21 protein-coding genes are annotated in these 17,803 nt (G+C 66.9%); 9 read left to right on the forward strand and 12 right to left on the reverse strand.

All coding sequences use genetic code 11. The annotated features are described in order from the left end of the window. Positions 1-114: 114 nt before the first annotated feature. The 3 genes from RH90_RS05755 to plsY form a co-directional block, all read right to left on the reverse strand. Entirely contained in the window at positions 115-1,992 is a 1,878-nt protein-coding gene (locus RH90_RS05755) for an ABC transporter ATP-binding protein (protein ID WP_010184448.1), read from the reverse strand. Between the two features lie 143 nt (positions 1,993-2,135). Continuing rightward, the gene (gene dprA, locus RH90_RS05760; RefSeq protein WP_010184449.1) at positions 2,136-3,245 is read right to left on the reverse strand and encodes a DNA-processing protein DprA; all 1,110 of its coding nucleotides are present in this window, start codon (positions 3,243-3,245) and stop codon (positions 2,136-2,138) included. After that, the gene (plsY, locus tag RH90_RS05765) at positions 3,238-3,822 is read right to left on the reverse strand and encodes a glycerol-3-phosphate 1-O-acyltransferase PlsY (RefSeq protein WP_029625071.1); all 585 of its coding nucleotides are present in this window, start codon (positions 3,820-3,822) and stop codon (positions 3,238-3,240) included. The genes dprA and plsY overlap by 8 nt, the downstream gene beginning before the upstream one ends. A gap of 131 nt (positions 3,823-3,953) precedes the next feature. Here plsY and murI point away from each other — a divergent pair, with 131 nt between their 5' ends. Continuing rightward, positions 3,954-4,748 carry a glutamate racemase gene (gene murI, locus RH90_RS05770; protein WP_010184451.1) on the forward strand — a complete coding sequence of 265 codons (795 nt, stop codon included), beginning with the start codon at positions 3,954-3,956 and terminating at the stop codon, positions 4,746-4,748. A 70-nt stretch (positions 4,749-4,818) separates the two neighbouring features. Further along, positions 4,819-6,060, forward strand: coding sequence for a 5-aminolevulinate synthase (hemA, locus tag RH90_RS05775; protein ID WP_010184452.1), 1,242 nt, complete (start codon positions 4,819-4,821; stop codon positions 6,058-6,060). Here the strand turns inward: hemA and RH90_RS05780 are convergent. The 7 genes from RH90_RS05780 to RH90_RS05810 form a co-directional block, all read right to left on the reverse strand. Continuing rightward, a complete protein-coding gene (locus tag RH90_RS05780; RefSeq protein WP_010184454.1) occupies positions 6,057-6,617 on the reverse strand; it encodes a Uma2 family endonuclease in 561 nt (186 codons plus the stop codon). The two genes, hemA and RH90_RS05780, sit on opposite strands and share 4 nt — an antisense overlap. 176 nt (positions 6,618-6,793) lie before the next feature. Beyond that, positions 6,794-7,234 carry a DUF3429 domain-containing protein gene (locus RH90_RS05785; RefSeq protein WP_010184455.1) on the reverse strand — a complete coding sequence of 147 codons (441 nt, stop codon included), beginning with the start codon at positions 7,232-7,234 and terminating at the stop codon, positions 6,794-6,796. After that, entirely contained in the window at positions 7,231-7,908 is a 678-nt protein-coding gene (locus RH90_RS05790; RefSeq protein ID WP_010184456.1) for a class I SAM-dependent methyltransferase, read from the reverse strand. Before RH90_RS05790 ends, RH90_RS05785 begins: the two co-directional genes overlap by 4 nt. Beyond that, a complete protein-coding gene (locus RH90_RS05795) occupies positions 7,905-9,170 on the reverse strand; it encodes a DUF3419 family protein (protein ID WP_010184457.1) in 1,266 nt (421 codons plus the stop codon). The genes RH90_RS05790 and RH90_RS05795 overlap by 4 nt, the downstream gene beginning before the upstream one ends. A 268-nt stretch (positions 9,171-9,438) precedes the next feature. Then, on the reverse strand, positions 9,439-9,993 hold the full coding sequence (locus RH90_RS05800) for a fasciclin domain-containing protein (RefSeq protein ID WP_010184458.1): 555 nt from the start codon (positions 9,991-9,993) through the stop codon (positions 9,439-9,441). Between the two features lie 101 nt (positions 9,994-10,094). Then, positions 10,095-10,850 (reverse strand): anti-sigma factor, encoded by a 756-nt coding sequence (locus RH90_RS05805; protein WP_010184459.1) that lies wholly within the window; start codon positions 10,848-10,850, stop codon positions 10,095-10,097. After that, a complete protein-coding gene (locus RH90_RS05810) occupies positions 10,847-11,416 on the reverse strand; it encodes a sigma-70 family RNA polymerase sigma factor (protein ID WP_010184460.1) in 570 nt (189 codons plus the stop codon). The genes RH90_RS05805 and RH90_RS05810 overlap by 4 nt, the downstream gene beginning before the upstream one ends. A 163-nt stretch (positions 11,417-11,579) precedes the next feature. Here RH90_RS05810 and rpiB point away from each other — a divergent pair, with 163 nt between their 5' ends. From rpiB to RH90_RS05840, 6 genes are all read left to right on the forward strand, one after another. Then, positions 11,580-12,032 carry a ribose 5-phosphate isomerase B gene (gene rpiB / locus RH90_RS05815; protein ID WP_010184461.1) on the forward strand — a complete coding sequence of 151 codons (453 nt, stop codon included), beginning with the start codon at positions 11,580-11,582 and terminating at the stop codon, positions 12,030-12,032. Beyond that, positions 12,029-13,342, forward strand: a complete 1,314-nt coding sequence (glyA, locus tag RH90_RS05820; protein WP_010184462.1) for a serine hydroxymethyltransferase — start codon at positions 12,029-12,031, stop codon at positions 13,340-13,342. The genes rpiB and glyA overlap by 4 nt, the downstream gene beginning before the upstream one ends. A gap of 1 nt (position 13,343) precedes the next feature. Beyond that, the gene (locus RH90_RS05825; RefSeq protein ID WP_010184463.1) at positions 13,344-13,598 is read left to right on the forward strand and encodes a hypothetical protein; all 255 of its coding nucleotides are present in this window, start codon (positions 13,344-13,346) and stop codon (positions 13,596-13,598) included. 3 nt (positions 13,599-13,601) lie between these two features. Further along, on the forward strand, positions 13,602-14,063 hold the full coding sequence (nrdR, locus tag RH90_RS05830) for a transcriptional regulator NrdR (protein ID WP_010184464.1): 462 nt from the start codon (positions 13,602-13,604) through the stop codon (positions 14,061-14,063). Continuing rightward, positions 14,060-14,797 carry an RNA methyltransferase gene (locus RH90_RS05835; protein ID WP_010184465.1) on the forward strand — a complete coding sequence of 246 codons (738 nt, stop codon included), beginning with the start codon at positions 14,060-14,062 and terminating at the stop codon, positions 14,795-14,797. Before nrdR ends, RH90_RS05835 begins: the two co-directional genes overlap by 4 nt. Positions 14,798-14,875: 78 nt before the next feature. Then, a complete protein-coding gene (locus RH90_RS05840) occupies positions 14,876-15,124 on the forward strand; it encodes a hypothetical protein (protein WP_010184466.1) in 249 nt (82 codons plus the stop codon). Between the two features lie 4 nt (positions 15,125-15,128). Here RH90_RS05840 and RH90_RS05845 read toward each other — a convergent pair whose 3' ends face one another. Further along, a complete protein-coding gene (locus RH90_RS05845; RefSeq protein WP_010184467.1) occupies positions 15,129-15,431 on the reverse strand; it encodes a chorismate mutase in 303 nt (100 codons plus the stop codon). A 209-nt stretch (positions 15,432-15,640) separates the two neighbouring features. Between RH90_RS05845 and rpsD the strand changes: the two genes are divergently transcribed. Continuing rightward, positions 15,641-16,255: a 30S ribosomal protein S4 gene (gene rpsD / locus RH90_RS05850; protein WP_010184468.1), complete on the forward strand. Its 615-nt coding sequence runs from the start codon at positions 15,641-15,643 to the stop codon at positions 16,253-16,255. A 138-nt stretch (positions 16,256-16,393) separates the two neighbouring features. Here the strand turns inward: rpsD and RH90_RS05855 are convergent, their stop codons facing one another. Further along, on the reverse strand, positions 16,394-17,731 hold the full coding sequence (locus RH90_RS05855; RefSeq protein ID WP_332306559.1) for an alpha/beta hydrolase family protein: 1,338 nt from the start codon (positions 17,729-17,731) through the stop codon (positions 16,394-16,396). Between the last annotated feature and the right edge of the window lie 72 nt (positions 17,732-17,803).

Here is a 17,803-nt window from a genome sequence, read left to right on the forward strand (position 1 = left end):
GCGCTTGCGGAATGCGCCGCGCGCCAGGGCAAGGGGAGGGGGGGCGCGCATCGCGGCGCCTCATGCCACAAGCCGAGCGCCCGGGGACAGCGATTTGTCGCCGCCCCCCGGGGCTTAGCCCCGCTCGCGCGTCGCGAGATTGCTCCAGGCGGTGAGCATCGCCCCACCCCAGCGCCGGCCGCGTTCGACCGACACGTCGCGCAGCCGCTCGCCCGCGCTCGCGAGATCGAGCGACGGGTTCGGCGCCCGGTCGAGCCCCTCGACCTGCATCAGCCACAATTGCCGGAACGCGCCGCCCTTCTGGCGCAACAACTGCTGCGGCGGCCCATCCTCGACGATCCGGCCGTGTTCGACCACGATCACCCGGTCGTAGCCGACGATCGTCGACAGCCGATGCGCGACCGCGATCACGGTACGGTTGCGCACCAGCGCGTCGAGCCCGTTCTGCACTTCGAGTTCGCTCTCCGAATCGAGCGCACTCGTCGCCTCGTCGAGCAGCACGATCCGCGCGTTCTTGAGGAAGGCGCGCGCGATGCCGATCCGCTGGCGCTGCCCGCCCGACAGATTGGCACCGCGCTCGCCGACGACGGTGTCGTAGCCATGTGACAGGCGGCGGATAAAGTCGTCGCAGCCGGCGGCATCGGCGGCGGCGTGAACGTCCTCGTCGCTCGCATCGGGGCGCGCGATGCGGATATTGTCGATCACCGAGCGGTGGAACAGCAGCACTTCCTGCGGCACGACCGCGATCGCGTCGCGCAGCGATTCCTGCGTGACGTGGTCGATTCGCTGCCCGTCGATCGCGAGATGCCCGATTTGCGGATCGTGGAAGCGCTGGATCAGTTGGAGCAGCGACGATTTGCCCGCGCCCGACGCGCCGACGATCCCGAGCTTCTGCCCGGCCGGGACGCGCAACGAGAGATCATGGATGATGGGGTCGCGCGGATCATAACCGAAGGTCACGTTGGCGACATCGACGGTGCCCTCGCCGACGCGCAGCCGCGTTGCATCGGGCGCATCGCTGAGCGTCTGTGGCACGCCGATGATGTCGAGCGTCTCGCGCAGATAGCTGAACTGCTGACTGGTATCGATCACCGCCATCGCGAGATCGCGCGAGCCGTTGAGGATGCGGAAGGTCATCGTGCTGATAATGACGACGTCGCCGGTCGAGATCGCGCCGGTCGACCAGCGTCCGATCGCCCAGATCAGCGTGCCGCCGACCATCACCGCGAGCGCGAGATCGTGCAGCCCGCGCATCTGCTCGACGAAGAACCAGCCGCGGCGCTGGGCGTCGGCTTCCTTGTCGAGGAATCCCTCGAGCCGGTCGAGCTCGCGGTCGCGCGCGGCGAACGCCTTCACCACCCAGATGTTTCCGATCATGTCGATCAGCTCGCCGCCGGCGCGCCCGGCATGTTTGGCGAAGGCGGTATGATGGACGTGCCCGCGCAAGCCCAGCAGGATCAGTGCGATCGTGACCGCGAGGAAGACGCCGCCGAGGACCGCGGCCATCATCGCGTCGATCGAGACGAAGATCAGGATCGCGCCGACGAAGGTGATCAGCGGCGGGGTCACTTCGCGCAGCAGCCGGTGCATGATCGCGCCGAAGATTCCTGCCAGCCCCGAGATGCGGTGGCCGAGCGACCCGGCGCGCTGGTTCTGGAAGAACGGCATCTGGTGCCCGGTGAGGTAATTGACCATGTCGAGCCGGATGCCGACCCCCGAGCTGACCGTCGCCTGGCCGAGCGTCAGTGCAGACGCACGCTGCAACAGGCTTTCGAGGATGACGAGCCCGAGAAACCCGGCGAGCGCGGCATAGACCGTGCCGCGCGCACGCACCCCGCCGGTCATCGCGTCGATCAGCAGCTTCATCGCATATTGCACCCCGATCGCACTCATCGAGGCGCCGACGACGAGCAGCCCGAGCAGCAGGAAAATCCATGGGCGCGCGGCGACATAGTGTATCAGGAAGCGTGTCGGACTGTGGAGAAAGGGCAAGGATTGGCTCCGACGATGAGCAGTTCTGCTGCGCTGCAGTAACAATCGACGCAAGCCGAAGTTTCTATGCCGCCCGATAAGCGCGATGGTCGGAGCGCGATTGCACGACCCGCGTCGCTACGCTTGCATCGCGCCCACCCGATTCACGCGTGCGGAGCGAAGAGCAATGCAACCCGCGCACCGGCATGGCGTTCAAGCCGTCCGGCGAGCTCGAGCTCGAGCAACACCGTCTGAACGATCGCCGGAGCATGTCCCGATTGGCGGATCAGTTCGTCGATCGCGACCGGCACCGGCCCCAGCAATGCTATGACATCGCGCCGCTCCGCGTCGGTTGCATCGACCGGCGGCGCGGCAGCGAAGGGCGTGGGTTCGGAGCGGACCATCCGCGTATCGATCGGGCGAAGCGTCTCGAGCACATCGGTGGCGCTCTGCACCAGCGTCGCGCCGTCGCGGATCAGCGCGTTGCAGCCTTGCGCGCGCGGGTCGAGCGGGCTGCCGGGCACCGCCATCACCTCGCGCCCGAGTTCGCCGGCGAGCCGGGCGGTGATCAGCGAGCCCGATTTGGGCGCCGCCTCTACCACCACCGTGCCGAGCGCGAGCCCGGCGATGATCCGGTTGCGATAGGGGAAGTGGCGCGCACGCGGCTCGGTGCCGGGGGGCTGCTCGGCAATCAGCAGACCGTCGCCTGCGATTCGCTCCTGCAGCGCGGCGTTTTCGGGCGGATAGACCACGTCGATCCCGCCAGCGATCACGCCGACCGTGCCGGTGTCGAGCGAGCCGTGATGCGCCGCGGTATCGACTCCGCGCGCCAGGCCCGAAACGATTGTGACGCCCTCTTGTCCAAGCTCGGCGGCAAGCTGGCGCGCGAAGCGGCACGCCGCCGCCGAGGCGTTACGCGCGCCGACCATCGCAATCGTCAGCCGGGCGCACAGCTCGATGCGCCCCCGCAGCATGATCACGGGCGGCGCATCGTCGAGTGCGGCGAGCAGCTCGGGATAGTCGAGGTCGCCGAGAAACAGGTGGCGCGCGCCGAGCCGCGCGGCGTGCACAAGCTCGCGCTCGACGAGCGCGACCGGCGCGATCGCAGGCGCGGGGCCACCGCCCCGCGCGGCGAGCTGCGGCAAGGCGTCGAGCGCGGTCGCGGCGCTGCCGAAGCGCGCGAGCAGCTGCGCATAGCTGACCGGACCGATCTGCGGCGTGCGGATCAGGCGAAGTCGGGCGACCGCGCCATCTTCGCGTGCCGCGTCAGCCACGCTTGCTGCCGACGCGCGGCTCGACCCCGCCGACCAGCCGTTCGATATTCGCGCGGTGCTTCCACACGACCAGCAGCGCGAGCGCGAGCAACAGCAGGACGACGTCGAACTGCGAGAAATAGGCAGCACTCAACGGCGCACTGACCGCAGCCAGCATGCCCGCGGGCGACGAGATGCGGAAGAGCGCAAGCAAGGCGATCCACACCGCGGCATAGACAAGGCCGATCGGCCAATGCAGTGCGAGCACGATGCCGAGCAGGGTCGCCACACCCTTGCCGCCCTTGAAGCCCAGCCAGATCGGATAGCAATGCCCGAGAAACGCCGCCGCGGCGGCGATCACGCCGGTGCCGGGGAGATAGTGCTCGGCGATCCATACCGCGGCGAAGCCCTTGAAGGCATCGAGCAGCAGCGTCGCCGCGGCGAGCCCCTTGCGCCCAGTGCGCAGCACGTTGGTCGCGCCGATATTGCCCGATCCGATCGTGCGCAGGTCGCCCGCGCCCGCCATCCGCGTCAGCAACACGCCGAACGGGATCGAGCCGAGCAGATAGCCGAGCACCAGCGCAATGGCGGATGCCATCCAGAAAGAGTCGATCGACACGAATTTGGCCCCCAGACGCGGAACGCGCATAGCACATCTGTTCGCTCTTTAGGCACTCTCTCGCTCAAGACGACGATTGTCAAATCGGCGCACGGGGTTAAGCCGCGGCGATGGATGACCGGCCGGTACTGTTTTTCGATTCGGGGATTGGCGGCCTCTCGGTACTCGGCGCGGCGCGCGCGCTGCTGCCACGAATGCCGATCGTCTATGTCGCCGATTCGGCGGGCTTTCCCTACGGGACCAAGACGGAAGCCGAGATCGCCGCGCGCGTTCCCGCTTTGCTCGGGCGGCTCGCCGAGCGCTATCGCCCGCGGCTGATCGTGATCGCGTGCAACACCGCCTCGACGATCGCGCTCGCCGCGGTGCGAGAGGCGCTCGACCTGCCCGTGGTGGGAACGGTGCCGGCAATCAAACCCGCCGCTTTGGTCAGCAAGACGCGCGTGATTGGAGTGCTCGGCACCAACGCGACGGTGCGCCAGCCCTATGTCGATGATCTCGCCCGACGTTTCGCGAGCGACTGCACCGTCTTGCGGTACGGCTCCGCCGAACTGGTCGAACTGGCCGAGGCCAAGCTCCACGACCATGAGAGCGACCCTGCGCGCTACGCCGCGATTCTCGAAGGATTGTTCGGACAGCCCGGTGGCGAACGAATCGACACGATCGTCAACGCCTGCACGCATTTTCCGCTGGTCGTCGAGGAACTCGCGGCGGCCGCACCACGGCCGGTGACCTTCGTCGACGGTAGCGCCGGGATCGCGCGCCGGATCGCCTTCCTCACCCAGGGGCAGCAATGGCCCGAGGCGGCGGGCGACGGGCGCGCGGTGTTCACCGCGAGCGACGCGGCAAGCGCCGCACTCGCGCCCGCGCTCGCGCGGTTCGGTCTCGCGCGACGTGAGACATTATGAACACCCGTCCGATCACGCTGATCGCCTAAACGCGCTGGAATTCTGCGCCTTCAGGCGCTAGATCGCGGCAATGGACGTGGACACACCGCCTCGCGGAGTCGATTACTCCCGGATCTTCACACAGGCGATCGATCGCCTGCATGTCGAGGGGCGCTACCGTGTGTTCATCGATATCCTGCGCAACAAGGGCGCGTTTCCCAACGCGCGCTGCTTTGCCGGGCATAACGGCCCCAAGCCGATCACGGTGTGGTGCTCGAACGATTATCTCGCGATGGGCCAGCACCCGCACGTGATCGCGGCGATGGAAGAGGCGCTGCACGATGTCGGCGCAGGCTCGGGCGGCACGCGCAATATCGGCGGCAACACGCATTATCACGTCGATCTCGAGGCCGAGCTCGCCGACCTTCACGGCAAGGAAGGCGCCTTGCTGTTCACTTCGGGCTATGTCTCGAACGAGGCGACGCTGGCGACGCTTGCCAAGGTTCTGCCGGGCTGCGTGATCTTCTCGGACGAACTCAACCACGCCTCGATGATCGCAGGGATCCGCAATTCGGGGTGCGAGAAGCACGTCTTCGGCCACAACGACGTCGCGCATCTCGAGGAACTGCTCGCCGCTGCAGATCCGACGGTGCCCAAGCTGATCGCCTTCGAGAGCGTCTATTCGATGGACGGCGACGTCGCGCCGATCGCCGAGATCTGCGATCTCGCCGACCGCTACAACGCCCTGACCTATCTCGACGAGGTCCATGCCGTCGGCATGTACGGCGCGCGCGGCGGCGGCATTTCGGAGCGCGACGGGGTCGCCGACCGGCTGACGATCATCGAGGGGACGCTTGGCAAGGCGATCGGCGTGATGGGCGGCTATATCAGCGCCGACCAGACAATCATCGATGTGATCCGCTCGTATGCGCCGGGGTTCATCTTCACGACCTCGCTGTCGCCTGTGCTCGTCGCGGGCGCGCTGGCGGCGGTGCGCCACCTCAAGGCATCGAGCGTCGAGCGCGACGGGCAGCAGGCCGCCGCCACGATGCTCAAGACGCTGTTCGCCGAGGCCGGGTTGCCGGTGATGGATTCGACCACGCACATCGTGCCGCTGATGGTCGGCGATCCGGTCAAGGCCAAGAAGATCAGCGACATCCTGCTCGCCGAGTACGGCGTGTACGTTCAGCCGATCAATTATCCGACCGTCCCGCGCGGCACCGAGCGGCTGCGCTTCACGCCGGGGCCGGCGCATGACGAAGCGATGATGCGCGATCTGACCGAGGCATTGGTCGAGATCTGGAGCCGGTTGGAGCTTCGCAAGGCCGCCTAAGCGACGGTGATCGTCGCGGACGTGCCCGGCACCGCGAGCGGCTGGTCGAACGGGACAACGGAGCGTTCGGTATAGCGGTCGCCTTCGGGCGAACGCATCACGTGCATGACGCTCGCGTCGACATCGGCGACCCAATAGTCTGATACGCCCGCTCGAGCGTAATGGGCGAGTTTCTCTCCCAGATCGATACCAAGCGTCGTCTCCGCGACTTCGACGATCATCACAAAGCGGTCTGGCGGGACAGGGCCGTGTCGCGGAACGTCTGCGCGGACCACTGCGACATCAGCTGCGCGGACGGTCAATGCGTCGATGCCGATCATAAGATCGACTGCGCATCGATAGTCTGTGCCAGCATAGGCCGCCATCAGCTTTGAACCGAGCAAGAGGTTCATTTCGCCGTGCGAGAAGCCCGAGGGCATCATCTTGCGCAATTCCCCTTTCACCAGCTCGGCGCGCACGTCTTCGAAGGCCCCCGCCTCCAGCATCACCATATAGTCGCGCGCGGTGAACAGCGTCTCGGGGACGGACTCGACGGCGAGGCGGACCGGCTTGTTCATGCAGTCCCCTTTAGCACAGCGCCCCGCCGCCCGCGAGCACCACGGAACCGCCTCGCCCACCCTTCGTTACGCCTCTGAAATCAGAGGAGGAATGAATGGGTAAGGGTTGTATCTTGTGGCTGATCGGCGTGCCGATTCCGGTCATTTTGCTGCTGTGGCTGCTCTTCGGCCGCTGATCAGACCGCCCCGATCACCAGCGTCAGCAGCCCCAGGCCGAGCGACAGCGGGATGCGCAGTCGCATCCACCAGATCGGGACAAGGCCGCGCTTGGCGAGGAGCCAATCCACGCCAAGCGCCGCGATCAGCGCCACTCCGAGCAAGATCAGCGACGGCCCCGGCCATGGTTCGCCGACTGCCCAGGGGACGGCGCTGGCGAGCGCGACGAGCGAAGGGACGATCGCGGCGACCCAAAGCCATTCGGGAGGGCGCTCCTTGCTCGCCGCGATCCCCCACCACAGTCCGCCGAGAAAGCTCAGGATCAGCGCGGCATAGGCATAGCCGAGCGACAGCGCGGCAAAGCGCAGCGCCGGATCCCCGCTAAGCACGATTGCCGCCGCCGCGATCTGCGGCAGCAGCCCCGCGAGCCCGAGCCAACGCGGCAGCTGCGGCGGGTTCATGCCGCGGAGCGCACGATGCTGCCCGACCAGGCATAGCCGCGATAGAGCGGGCGGAAGCGGGCGGTCGCGCCGGCCTCGCTCGCCGCCTCGATCAAAGCGGGCTGCAGCGTCGCACGCGGCGCGACGTCGAACTTGGCGAGCCAGGCGAACAGCGCCGTACGAAAGGCGCGGGGCAAGCGCTCCTGCTGGCCGAAATCGACCACGTCGAGTCGTCCGCCGGGAGCGAGCTTGTCCGCCCCCTCGCGGATCGCGGCGCGCCAGTCGGGGATCATCGACAGCGTATAGCTCTGGAAGATGCGGTCGAAGTGCGCGACGCCGAACAGCGCCGACGCGTCGAACGCGGTCGCATCGCCTTGCGCGAGCACGATCTTGCCCTCGAGGCCCGCCGCCGCCACTTTCGCGCGGGCGGTCTCGAGCATCGCCTCGGAAATATCGATCCCGAAGAAGCGCGCATCGGGCCAGGCGCGCGCCGCCGCGATCAGGTTGCGCCCGGTGCCGCAGCCGATCTCGAGCACGCTGCCCCCCGGTGGCGGCGCGATCCCGGCGACCAGTGCGTCGCGCCCGAGCAGGTAATATTTCCGCGTCAGGTCATAGATGTGCCGCTGCGACCGGTAGATCGCATCCATATGGCCGGCATGCCCCACCGCCGCCTCAACCGCTGCCGCGTCGCTCATCCGAGCACGTAGAGGTGGACGCCGCCATAGATCGAGGAGCGGTCGCGCTTGGTGTAATCGAGCGAGTCCTCGGCGCGATACTCCCATTTGCCGAGGACTGCGTCGGGCACGCGGCCCGGTAGGATCGTCGGTTCGCCCGCGGTGCGGAACAGCACGCGCGCGTGCGGTTTGGCGGTACGCGTGATTTCGCTCCACAGCTCGGTCAGCTGCGTGTCGGTCATCCAGTCCTGCGCATCGAGCAGGATGTAGCGGTCGAGCGAGGCGTCGCCCTGCTCGCGCAGATAATCGGTGAAATTGGTGTGGCGCACCTCGATCCGTGCGGCGCGATCGACGATCTCGGCATAATGCTCGCGCTGGAGATACGGCGGCAGCGGTGCGGCGGCGTCCTTGCCGTAACCGCGGCCGAACGCTTGCCAGGCGAAATAATTGTCCTTGATATCGAAGTCGCAGGCGAGCTTCTCGAGCCGTTCGCGCAGCACCACCGCCATCTTCTCGTCGCCGGCGAGCGCTTCATATTGCGCCGGCGGAATGCCGAGCCCGAACAGCGAAGCGGGCTGGTCCGTGATCCACTTGACGAAGCCCTTGTCGAAGAAGGGCGCGAACTCCCGGTCGAAGATCTCGCGCTGCTCCTCGATCGAATTGGCGGTGAGCAGGATCTTGGGGTTTACCCCGTTGAGCCGCGCGAGCAGGTGCGCGACGCCGATGAAATTGCCGAGCAATCCGCGCTTGTAGACGTTCTTGGCGAACCCCCCGATCCGCCGGCGGCCGACGATGTCGCGGCCCTCCCAATAGGCGAGCGTCGTCGCGTCGAGGTGCGGGCGGATATAGGTGCGATAGGCGAGCACGTTCTGGCGGCTGTTGGCCTGCGCGAAGAACCGGTGGAAGGCGTCGTAGTCGGGCAAATGGCGCGCCGCGACGCGCTTCAATTTGTTGAGCGCGATATGCGCCGGATTGAGATCGACCGCGGTGATCGCGCGCGGATTGGCGGTGAGGTACGACATCATGTTGCACCCGCCCGAGGCGATCGTGACGACATGGCTATCGGGGGTGATCGCGAGCGCTTCCATGTCGACCGCCGGATCCTCCCAGATCTGCGCATAGACTAGGCCGCGAAACGCGAAGGTGAACGCGCGCTCGAGCAAACCCTGCTTCGAAAGATGCTTGTGCTGGAGCACGGCGTTGCGCACCGCGCGATTCGTGACGGGGCGCTTGTCGGGACGATGGACCACGCGGTCCTTGAGCGATCGAAGGGCATTGGCCATGACGAACTCTCCTGCCGGATGATCGCGCCAAAGGAGCGGCGCACGGGGCGTGAGCGCACTACGACGAACCGGTGACGCTTCCATGACGGGATCGCGTCTAAATGAAAAGGACCTGCCGGCTAAAGGGGGGCCGACAGGTCCGTTTACGCCACCGTTCGTCGCAAAGGAGGGGATCCGACGACGGTGTTACACGCCGCTGCTTGGGGCAGCGACAGTCCAGCTACGAGGGAGTCATCAGTCCGGATGCATGCTGATGCAGATAAATATCTTACGGCATCATCACGGTGTCGATGACATGGATCACGCCGTTCGACTGCATCACGTTGGCGATCGTGATCTTACCCTTGTGGCCCTTGGCGTCCATGATGCCCCAGCCATTGCCGACCTTCATGAAGGTCAGCGTGCCGCCCTGGACGGTGGTGTAGGTCGCCTTGCCCATATTGGCCTTGGCCTTGGCGGCGATGTCCTGCGCGGTGATCGTGCCGGGCACGACGTGATAGGTCAGCACCGACGTCAGCGTCGCCTTGTTCTCGGGCTTGAGCAGCGTATCGACCGTGCCCGCGGGCAGCTTGGCGAAGGCTGCGTTGGTCGGCGCGAACACGGTGAAGGGGCCGGGGCCGCTCAGCGTCTCGACGAGGCCGGCAGCCTTGACCGCGGCGACGAGCGTGGTGTGGTCCTTCGAATTGACGGCATTCTCGACGATATTCTTGGTCGGATACATGGCGGCGCCGCCGACCATCGGGTTGGTTTGCGCATAAGCGAGCGAGGCCCCGCTGATGGCGAGGGCGGCGGCGACGATCGAGGTACGGATGGTGCGAGTCATGAGCGTCTCTCCTGCTGTACGCCCGGTGGGCCGGACGCGGCGCAGATACGCGGCAGATATCGTTACGGATGCAAACCGGACCTCTTTCCAGTCCGCGATGTTTACACCCGTGCGAGCGCGCCCGTCGCAACGACCGGCCCGGTCGGCAGCCCGGTGGTCGACCCGCCGAGCGGCTCGAGCGAAACGGCGAGTGTCGCCCCGGCGGCGATCCGCGCGCGGTTCGCGGTGCTCAGCGTCAACGCGGTCCCGCCATGCGTCTCGAGCAAGCCGAGCGAATGCGGCGTCCCGCCGACAGGGATCACCCACAGCTCGGCCACGCGCTTGGCATCGGCGAGATTGGCTGCGGTCAGCCGCAGCGAGCCGATGCGCGCATCATAGACCACCGTGACGGGCGCGCCCTTGGCGGTGGGCGAGATCGAGGCGACGAGCGTCGGCCCGGTATCGGCTGCAAGCGGCGTGGCGGGCGCTTCCGGCAGGGGCGGCGGTACGGCGAGCGGGCGGGTGAACAGAATGACGAGCAAGGCCGCTGCGGCGAGGCTCGACAGTGCTGCGATCCCCGGCCACAATTTGCTCGGCTGCCGGCCCGGCAAGGCGGCGACGCGCGCCGCGCCGGCACCGTGAATCGATCGCTCGATCCGCGCGAACAGGTCGGGCGCCGGCATTGCCGGCCACAGATCGAACAGCTGCGCCAACCGCAGCCGCCATTGCTCGACCGCACGCGCGAACGCCGGTTCGGCGAGTACGCGTCGCATCGCCGCGGTGCGCGCCTCGCCTTCGAGCAGGCCGAGCGCGAACTCGCCCGCGCTGGTGTCGGGCAGGTCGTCGTCGGGGACGTCGCGAGATGGCACGTCGCTCATCCCTCGAGACACGCCTTGAGCCGCGCGAGCCCGCGACGCACCCAGCTTTTCATCGTGCCGAGCGGCACCGCCTCGCGTTCGGCGAGCTCGGCATAGGTCACGCCGTCGAAAAAGGCGGTGCGGATCGCATCGCGCTGACGCGCCTCGAGCGCGTCGAGGCAATCGTAGAGTTGGTGCGCGGCTTCGTCGTCGAGCATCGTCTCGCTCGCGAGCGGCGCGGTGTCGAGAATCGGCGGGGCATCCTCGATCGGGGTCGCACGGCGCACGGTCTGCGCGCGCTGCCAGTCGATCGCGCGGTTGCGCGCGATCGTCGCGAGCCAGGTGATCGGGCTCGCCCGGGCGGGCTCATAGGCGCCGGCGCGTTTCCAGATGGTGAGGTATACGTCGTGCAACACGTCTTCCGCAGCCTGCCTTTCGCCGCAGATACGATAGCAAATCCCGAATAGCTTCGCCGAGGTGAGCGAATAGAGATCGCGAAACGCCGCGCGATCCTCTTCGCCGGTGCGGATCAGCGCCTCGATCAGCCGCACGCGTGCCGCCTCTGCCGTCTCGGCAGCGGAATTCACGGAAGCGCGAGGCGACGAATCTATCACAGATCAACACCCTAGCCCGCTGTAGCGGGCATCGCAATCGCCGCGGGGCAATTCTCGCGGCTTGAGTGTGGCAATTGCGCGCTTGCTTGTTTAAAGCGCCGATCATCCGCTCAATCCAATTGGGAGCGCGCTTCCGTTGCGCATCGCCATCGCCTCCGACCACGCCGCCTTTGCGCTGAAGGGTCTGCTCGCCGCCTGGTTGGCTGGGCAGGGGCACGAAGTGCGCGATCTCGGCCCCGACAGCGACGCGCGCGTCGATTATCCCGATTTCGGCTATCGGCTCGCCGAGGCGGTCGCTTCGGGGGCGGTCGAGCGCGGCATCGCGCTGTGCGGCTCGGGGATCGGCATCTCGATCGCGGTCAACCGGCACCCCGCGATGCGCTGTGCGCTCGTCTCCGAACCGCTCTCCGCCGCGCTGGCGCGCGAACATAACGATGCCAACGTCGTCGCGCTCGGCGCTCGGCTGGTCGGCGACGACATGGCCAAGGCCTGCATCACCGCTTTCCTGACCACCGATTTCGCCGGTGGCCGTCATCAAACCCGCGTCGACAAGCTCGGCGCTCCAGCTCTCGCGAAGGAACCGGCATGAGCACCAACCCGACCACGCTTCACGACGTCCAGCCCGACGGCTTCTTCACGCGCGGCCTGGCCGAAGCCGATCCCGCGATCTTTGCCGGCGTCCAGCACGAGCTGACGCGCGAGCAGACGCAGATCGAGCTGATCGCGTCGGAGAACATCGTGTCGAAGGCGGTGCTCGAGGCGCAGGGTTCGGTGTTCACCAACAAATATGCGGAAGGGTATCCCGGCAAGCGCTATTATCAGGGCTGCCATCCGTCGGACGAAGTCGAGCAGCTCGCGATCGACCGTGCCAAGCAGCTGTTTGGGTGCGCCTATGTCAACGTGCAGCCGCATTCGGGGGCGCAGGCGAACGGCGCGGTGATGCTCGCTTTGGTCAAGCCGGGCGAGACGATCCTCGGGATGAGCCTCGATGCCGGCGGCCATCTCACGCACGGCGCGCGCGCGGCGATGTCGGGCAAATGGTTCAACGCGGTGCAGTACGGCGTCGATCCGGTCAGCCATCTGATCGACTTCGACGAAGTCGCGGCGCTGGCGCGCGAGCATAAGCCAAAGCTGATCATCGCGGGCGGCTCGGCCTATCCGCGGCAGATCGATTTCGCCAAGTTCCGCGCGATCGCGGACGAGGTCGGCGCCTATTTCATGGTCGACATGGCGCATTTCGCGGGACTGGTCGCAGCGGGCCTGCATCCCTCGCCCTTCCCGCACGCGCACATCGCGACGACGACGACGCACAAGACGCTGCGGGGCCCACGCGGCGGGATGATCCTCGCCGACGACGAGGCGCTCGGCAAGAAGCTCAACTCGGCGGTGTTCCCCGGGCTGCAGGGCGGTCCGCTGATGCACGTCATCGCCGCCAAGGCGGTCGCGTTCGGCGAGGCGCTCGAGCCCGGCTATAAGAGCTACATCGCTGCGGTGATCGAGAACGCCAAGATCCTGGCGGCGACGCTGAAGGAGCGCGGCGCGGAGATCGTCTCGGGCGGCACCGACACGCATCTCGCCTTGATCGATCTCACCCCGCTCGGCGTCACCGGCAAGGACGCCGACGAAGCGCTCGAGCGTGCGGGCATCACCTGCAACAAGAACGGCATTCCCAACGATCCGCTGCCGCCGACCAAGACCAGCGGGATCCGCGTCGGCTCGCCCGCGGGCACGACGCGCGGTTTCGGTCCGGCCGAGTTCCGCGAGATCGGAAACATGGTCGCCGATGTGCTCGACGGCCTGCGCCAGAAGGGCGAGGCGGGCGACCCGCAGGTAGAAGCTGCTGTACGTGAGCGTGTTATTGTACTATGTCACCGGTTCCCGATCTATCCGGAGAGCTGACATGACCGACCATGCTGGTGACGAGAAGTCCAAGACCACTTTCGAAGACATGGCCCGCGCCGTGGGCGAAGACGTTGTCGAGGTGCTCGACAGCGCGGTCGACAAGACGAGCACCTTGCTCGGCGGCGAGGACGGCAACCGACTCGTCGGTGGCGCGGTCGTCGGCGCGCTGGCGGCGATCGTGCTGCCCTTTTCGCTGGTGACGGGCGCACTGCTCGGTGCCGGCTACGCCGCTTATCGAAAGTTGAACAAATAGAAGATGCGCTGCCCCTTTTGCGGACATGAAGACAGCCAGGTCAAGGATTCGCGTCCGACCGAAGATGCCGGCGCGATCCGCCGCCGGCGCCAGTGCGAAGGGTGTGCGGCGCGCTTCACCACGTTCGAACGGATCCAGCTGCGCGAGCTGACCGTGCTCAAGAGCGAGGACAAACGCGAGCCGTTCGATCGCGAGAAGCTGCTGCGCTCGGTCTCGATCGCGGCGCGCAAGCGCCCGATCGATCCGGTGCGGCTCGAAAAGCTCGTCTCGGGCATCCAGCGCCAGCTCGAGACGCAGGGCGAGAGCGAAGTCCGCTCGGGGCGGATCGGCGAGATGGTGATGGAGGGGCTGAAAGGCCTCGATTCGGTCGCCTATATCCGCTTCGCCAGCGTCTATAAGGACTTCCGCGAGGCGCGCGATTTCGAGGAATTCGCCGGCAATGTGAGCGAGGTCGGCAAGGCGTGAAGGATCCGCAGGCTGTTCCGCCGCCCGTCCTTGTCCTGGTCCGCCCGCAGCTCGGTGAGAATATCGGCAAGGCCGCGCGCGCGATGCTCAATTTCGGGCTGGTCGAAATGCGCCTCGTCGCCCCGCGCGACGGCTGGCCCAACCCCTCGGCCGGGCCCGCGGCATCGGGCGCCGATATCGTGCTCGAGCGCGCGCGCGTCTATGAAACCGTTGCCGCGGCGGTGGCCGATTGCAGCCATGTCTTTGCAACGACGGTGCGCAAGCGCGGTGTGACCAAGCCGGTGGTGACGCCCGAACAGGCCGCGTCGGCGATCCACGCCGGCCCGGGACGCGCGGCGATCCTGTTCGGCCCCGAGCGTTCGGGGCTCGAGACCGACGACGTCGCGCTCGCGCGCACGATCATCACCGTGCCGATCAACCCCGAATTCGGCTCGCTCAACCTCGCGCAGGCGGTGATCCTCGTCGCCTACGAATGGTCCAAGGGGATGGGACTCGCCCAGCCGCCCGCCGTCGAGCTTCATGAGCCAGCGCCGCAGGCCGAGCTCGACGGGATGATCGAACAGCTCGACGCGATGCTCGTCGCGACCGATTTCTTCTACCCGCCCGATCGCACGCCGGTGACGCGGCGTACGCTGCGCACCTTGCTGACCAAGCCAGGCTGGTCGGCGCAGGAGGTGCGCACGCTGCGGGGGGTGTTGTCCGCGCTTTCGGGAAAGACACCGCGCCGACCTTGATCGGATTGCCCCGGCGTCATACTGCGGTGCAGCAGCGTTCTTGCATGCGTGTTCCGATGTCCTAACCCAGGAGTTTCCATGAAGACGTTGTCGGCCGCCTTGCTCCTGTGTTTGCCGATGATCGCCCAGGCCGCCGACTCGCCGCTAGCTGCGTCGACGGAGAAGGAAAAGAAGGTCTGCCGCAGCGAGGAATCGACCGGATCGCTGTTCGTCAAGCGCGTCTGCCACACGAAAACCGAATGGGCAGCGCTCGACATCGAGGGTCAGCGCTCGGCCGAGCACATACAGAATCAAAGCCGCGGCAACGGCGTCGACATCCCGCGCTAAGCGCTCAGCGTCGGTCGAACGCGGCCAGTTCGTAGGCGATCGACGCTTCGACCAGTTGCTCCCAGAGATCGGCGACGATGCGCTCAGGCGCGCCGGCCGCTGCCGCTGCGGCAACCGCATTGTCGATCACCTGCATCTTGCGCGCCTCGTCGCGCACCGCCGTCCGCGCGGGTTTGATCCGCGCAGCGGCGTCCATATAGGCGAAGCGCCGCGCGAGCAGCGCGACCAGTTCGCGATCGACCTGATCGACGCCGGCGCGGACCTCGGTCATGGTGGTGCAGTCGGGGCCGGGAAGGATCTCGCTCATGGCCCCGCTCTTGGCGGGACCCACCGCGCCTGTCCAGCTTGACTCGCGGCGCCCGCACGGCTAGGCGCCCACCTTCGCAAATGGCCCCGCACCCCGGTGAAGCGGTGGCCCTGCCTCGATCCTTACAGATCCGGATAGAGCGATACCGGGTATCGATCTCCTGCCCCGGCAGGCGGTCTTGTCACGAAGCACTTGCCAAGGAATATCACATGTCGAAGCGTTCAAGCGCAAAGTACAAGCTCGATCGCCGGATGGGCGAGAACATCTGGGGTCGTCCCAAGTCGCCGGTCAACAAGCGTGAATACGGCCCTGGCCAGCACGGCCAGCGCCGCAAGGGCAAGGTCTCGGACTTCGGCATCCAGCTGCGCGCCAAGCAGAAGCTCAAGGGCTATTATGGCGACGTGACCGAGAAGCAGTTCCGCGCCTGCTACACCGAAGCCGCGCGCATGAAGGGCGACACCGGCCAGAATTTGATCGGCCTGCTCGAGCAGCGTCTCGACATGATCGTCTATCGCGCCAAGTTCGCACCGACCGTCTGGGCGGCGCGTCAGCTCGTTTCGCACGGCCATGTCCGCGTCAACGGCGTGAAGTGCAACATCGCGTCGCGTCGCTGCTTCGTCGGTGACGAGATCACGCTCGGCACCAAGGCCAAGGAAATGGCGCTGGTGCTCGAAGCGCAGCAGCTCGCCGAGCGCGAAATCCCCGATTATGTCGCTCCCGATGGCGCGGCGAAGGTCACCTTCACGCGCGTTCCGGCGCTCGACGAAGTGCCGTATCCGGTGAAGATGGAACCGAACCTGGTGGTCGAGTTCTACAGCCGCTGAGGCAAGGCTCCAGCGCAGCTGGAGCCAGCCACACTCAGCGGCTCGGCCGGCGGTGCCACGGCACCGTCCGACGACGTGGCTTCGCCACGGCGCGATCCGAACCAAGAAGGGCGGCCCCGCAACGGGCCGCCCTTTTCGTTATTTGGCCGGCAGCTTCAGCGCCGTCCGAAGGAAGGCATCGGCCTTGTCGAGCAATTGCGGCCGCGCGTCGCTGTCGTCGAGCTGGTGATCGAGCCCATGAAACTCGACATAGTCGACCTGCTTGCCCGCCGCGCGCAGCCGCGACGCCATCAGCCGTGATTCGCCGACGCCGACATTCTGGTCGCGGTCGCCGTGGAACAGCAGCACCGGCGCGGTGATCCGCGCGGCGTTCTGCGCTGGCGAGCCCTCGCGGACGTGCGGGCCCTTGCCGATGCGCGCATCCTCTTCGGCAAAGTCGGTATAGTCGTGCCGTTCCTGCCGCCGCGTCTCGAGATCGGTGACGGGAGCGACCGCGACGATCGCCTTGAACAGCGCCGGATCGAGCACCGCTGATTGCAGCGCGGCATAGCCGCCGTAGGACCAGCCGACGATCGCCAGTCTGGCCGGGTCGGCGATCCCCTGCTTGACCAGCCAGCGTCCGCCATCGTTGACGTCGCCGATCGCGACGCGCCACGATTTGTAGCCATTGTCCTTGAACCACGCTTCGCCGTAACCGGTCGATCCGCGGAAATTGGGTTGCAGCACGGCGTAGCCGCGATTGGCGAAGAATTGCGAGAGCCAGTCGAAACCCCATTCGTCGCGCGCTTCGGGACCGCCGTGCGGCATCACGATCGTCGGCAGCCCCTTGCCGTCGCTGCCCGGCGGCAGCGTGAGATAGGCCGGGATCTGTGTTCCGTCGGTGGCCGTGAAGGTGATCGGCTTGACCTGCGCCAGCGTCGTCGTGGCGAGCGCGCCGCGCGCGGGGAGGACTTCACCCAGATGGCGAGTGGCTTTGTCGTACAAGTAGAAATGCCCGGGGTCGACATCGCTGCCCGCGAACAGCAGCAATTTGCTCTCGTCGGCGCTGGCGTCGACGAAGGTGACGAGCGGCAGGCCCGGCAGCGCGCGCGACAGCGACGCGGCGAGCGCCTTGAGCGTGGGGTCGAAGAACGCGCTCTGGCGCTTGTCGGTGACGAAGCTCGCGCCGACCACGCGATTCTGCCGCCCGATCCGGATCAAATCGTCGACATCGACGTCGGGGTGATCGAGCACGAGCGTCTTGGTCAGGCTGCCGTCGAGCGCGATCGCGTACAGCGCCTGGCGCCCGTCCTTGGCGTCGAACCCGTAGACCAGGTTGCGATCACGATCGACCGCATAGGGGTTGAATCCGGTGGTCTTGCTTCCGGTGAACTTGAGCGTTCCGAGCGGCAGCCAATCGTGGCTGTCCGCCTTGCGATAGCGATAGCTGATCGTGTCGCCGTCATAGCCCGAATGGAGCCGTGGCCGGATCCCCATCACCCGGACCGCGCCATGGCCGTCGGAGATGAACTCGGCGGCTTCGGCGTTCGGCGATTCGACGGTCGTGCG

The organism is Sphingomonas sp. PAMC 26605, assembly GCF_000241485.1.
In the GTDB taxonomy this organism is placed as follows: Bacteria; Pseudomonadota; Alphaproteobacteria; order Sphingomonadales; family Sphingomonadaceae; genus Sphingomonas.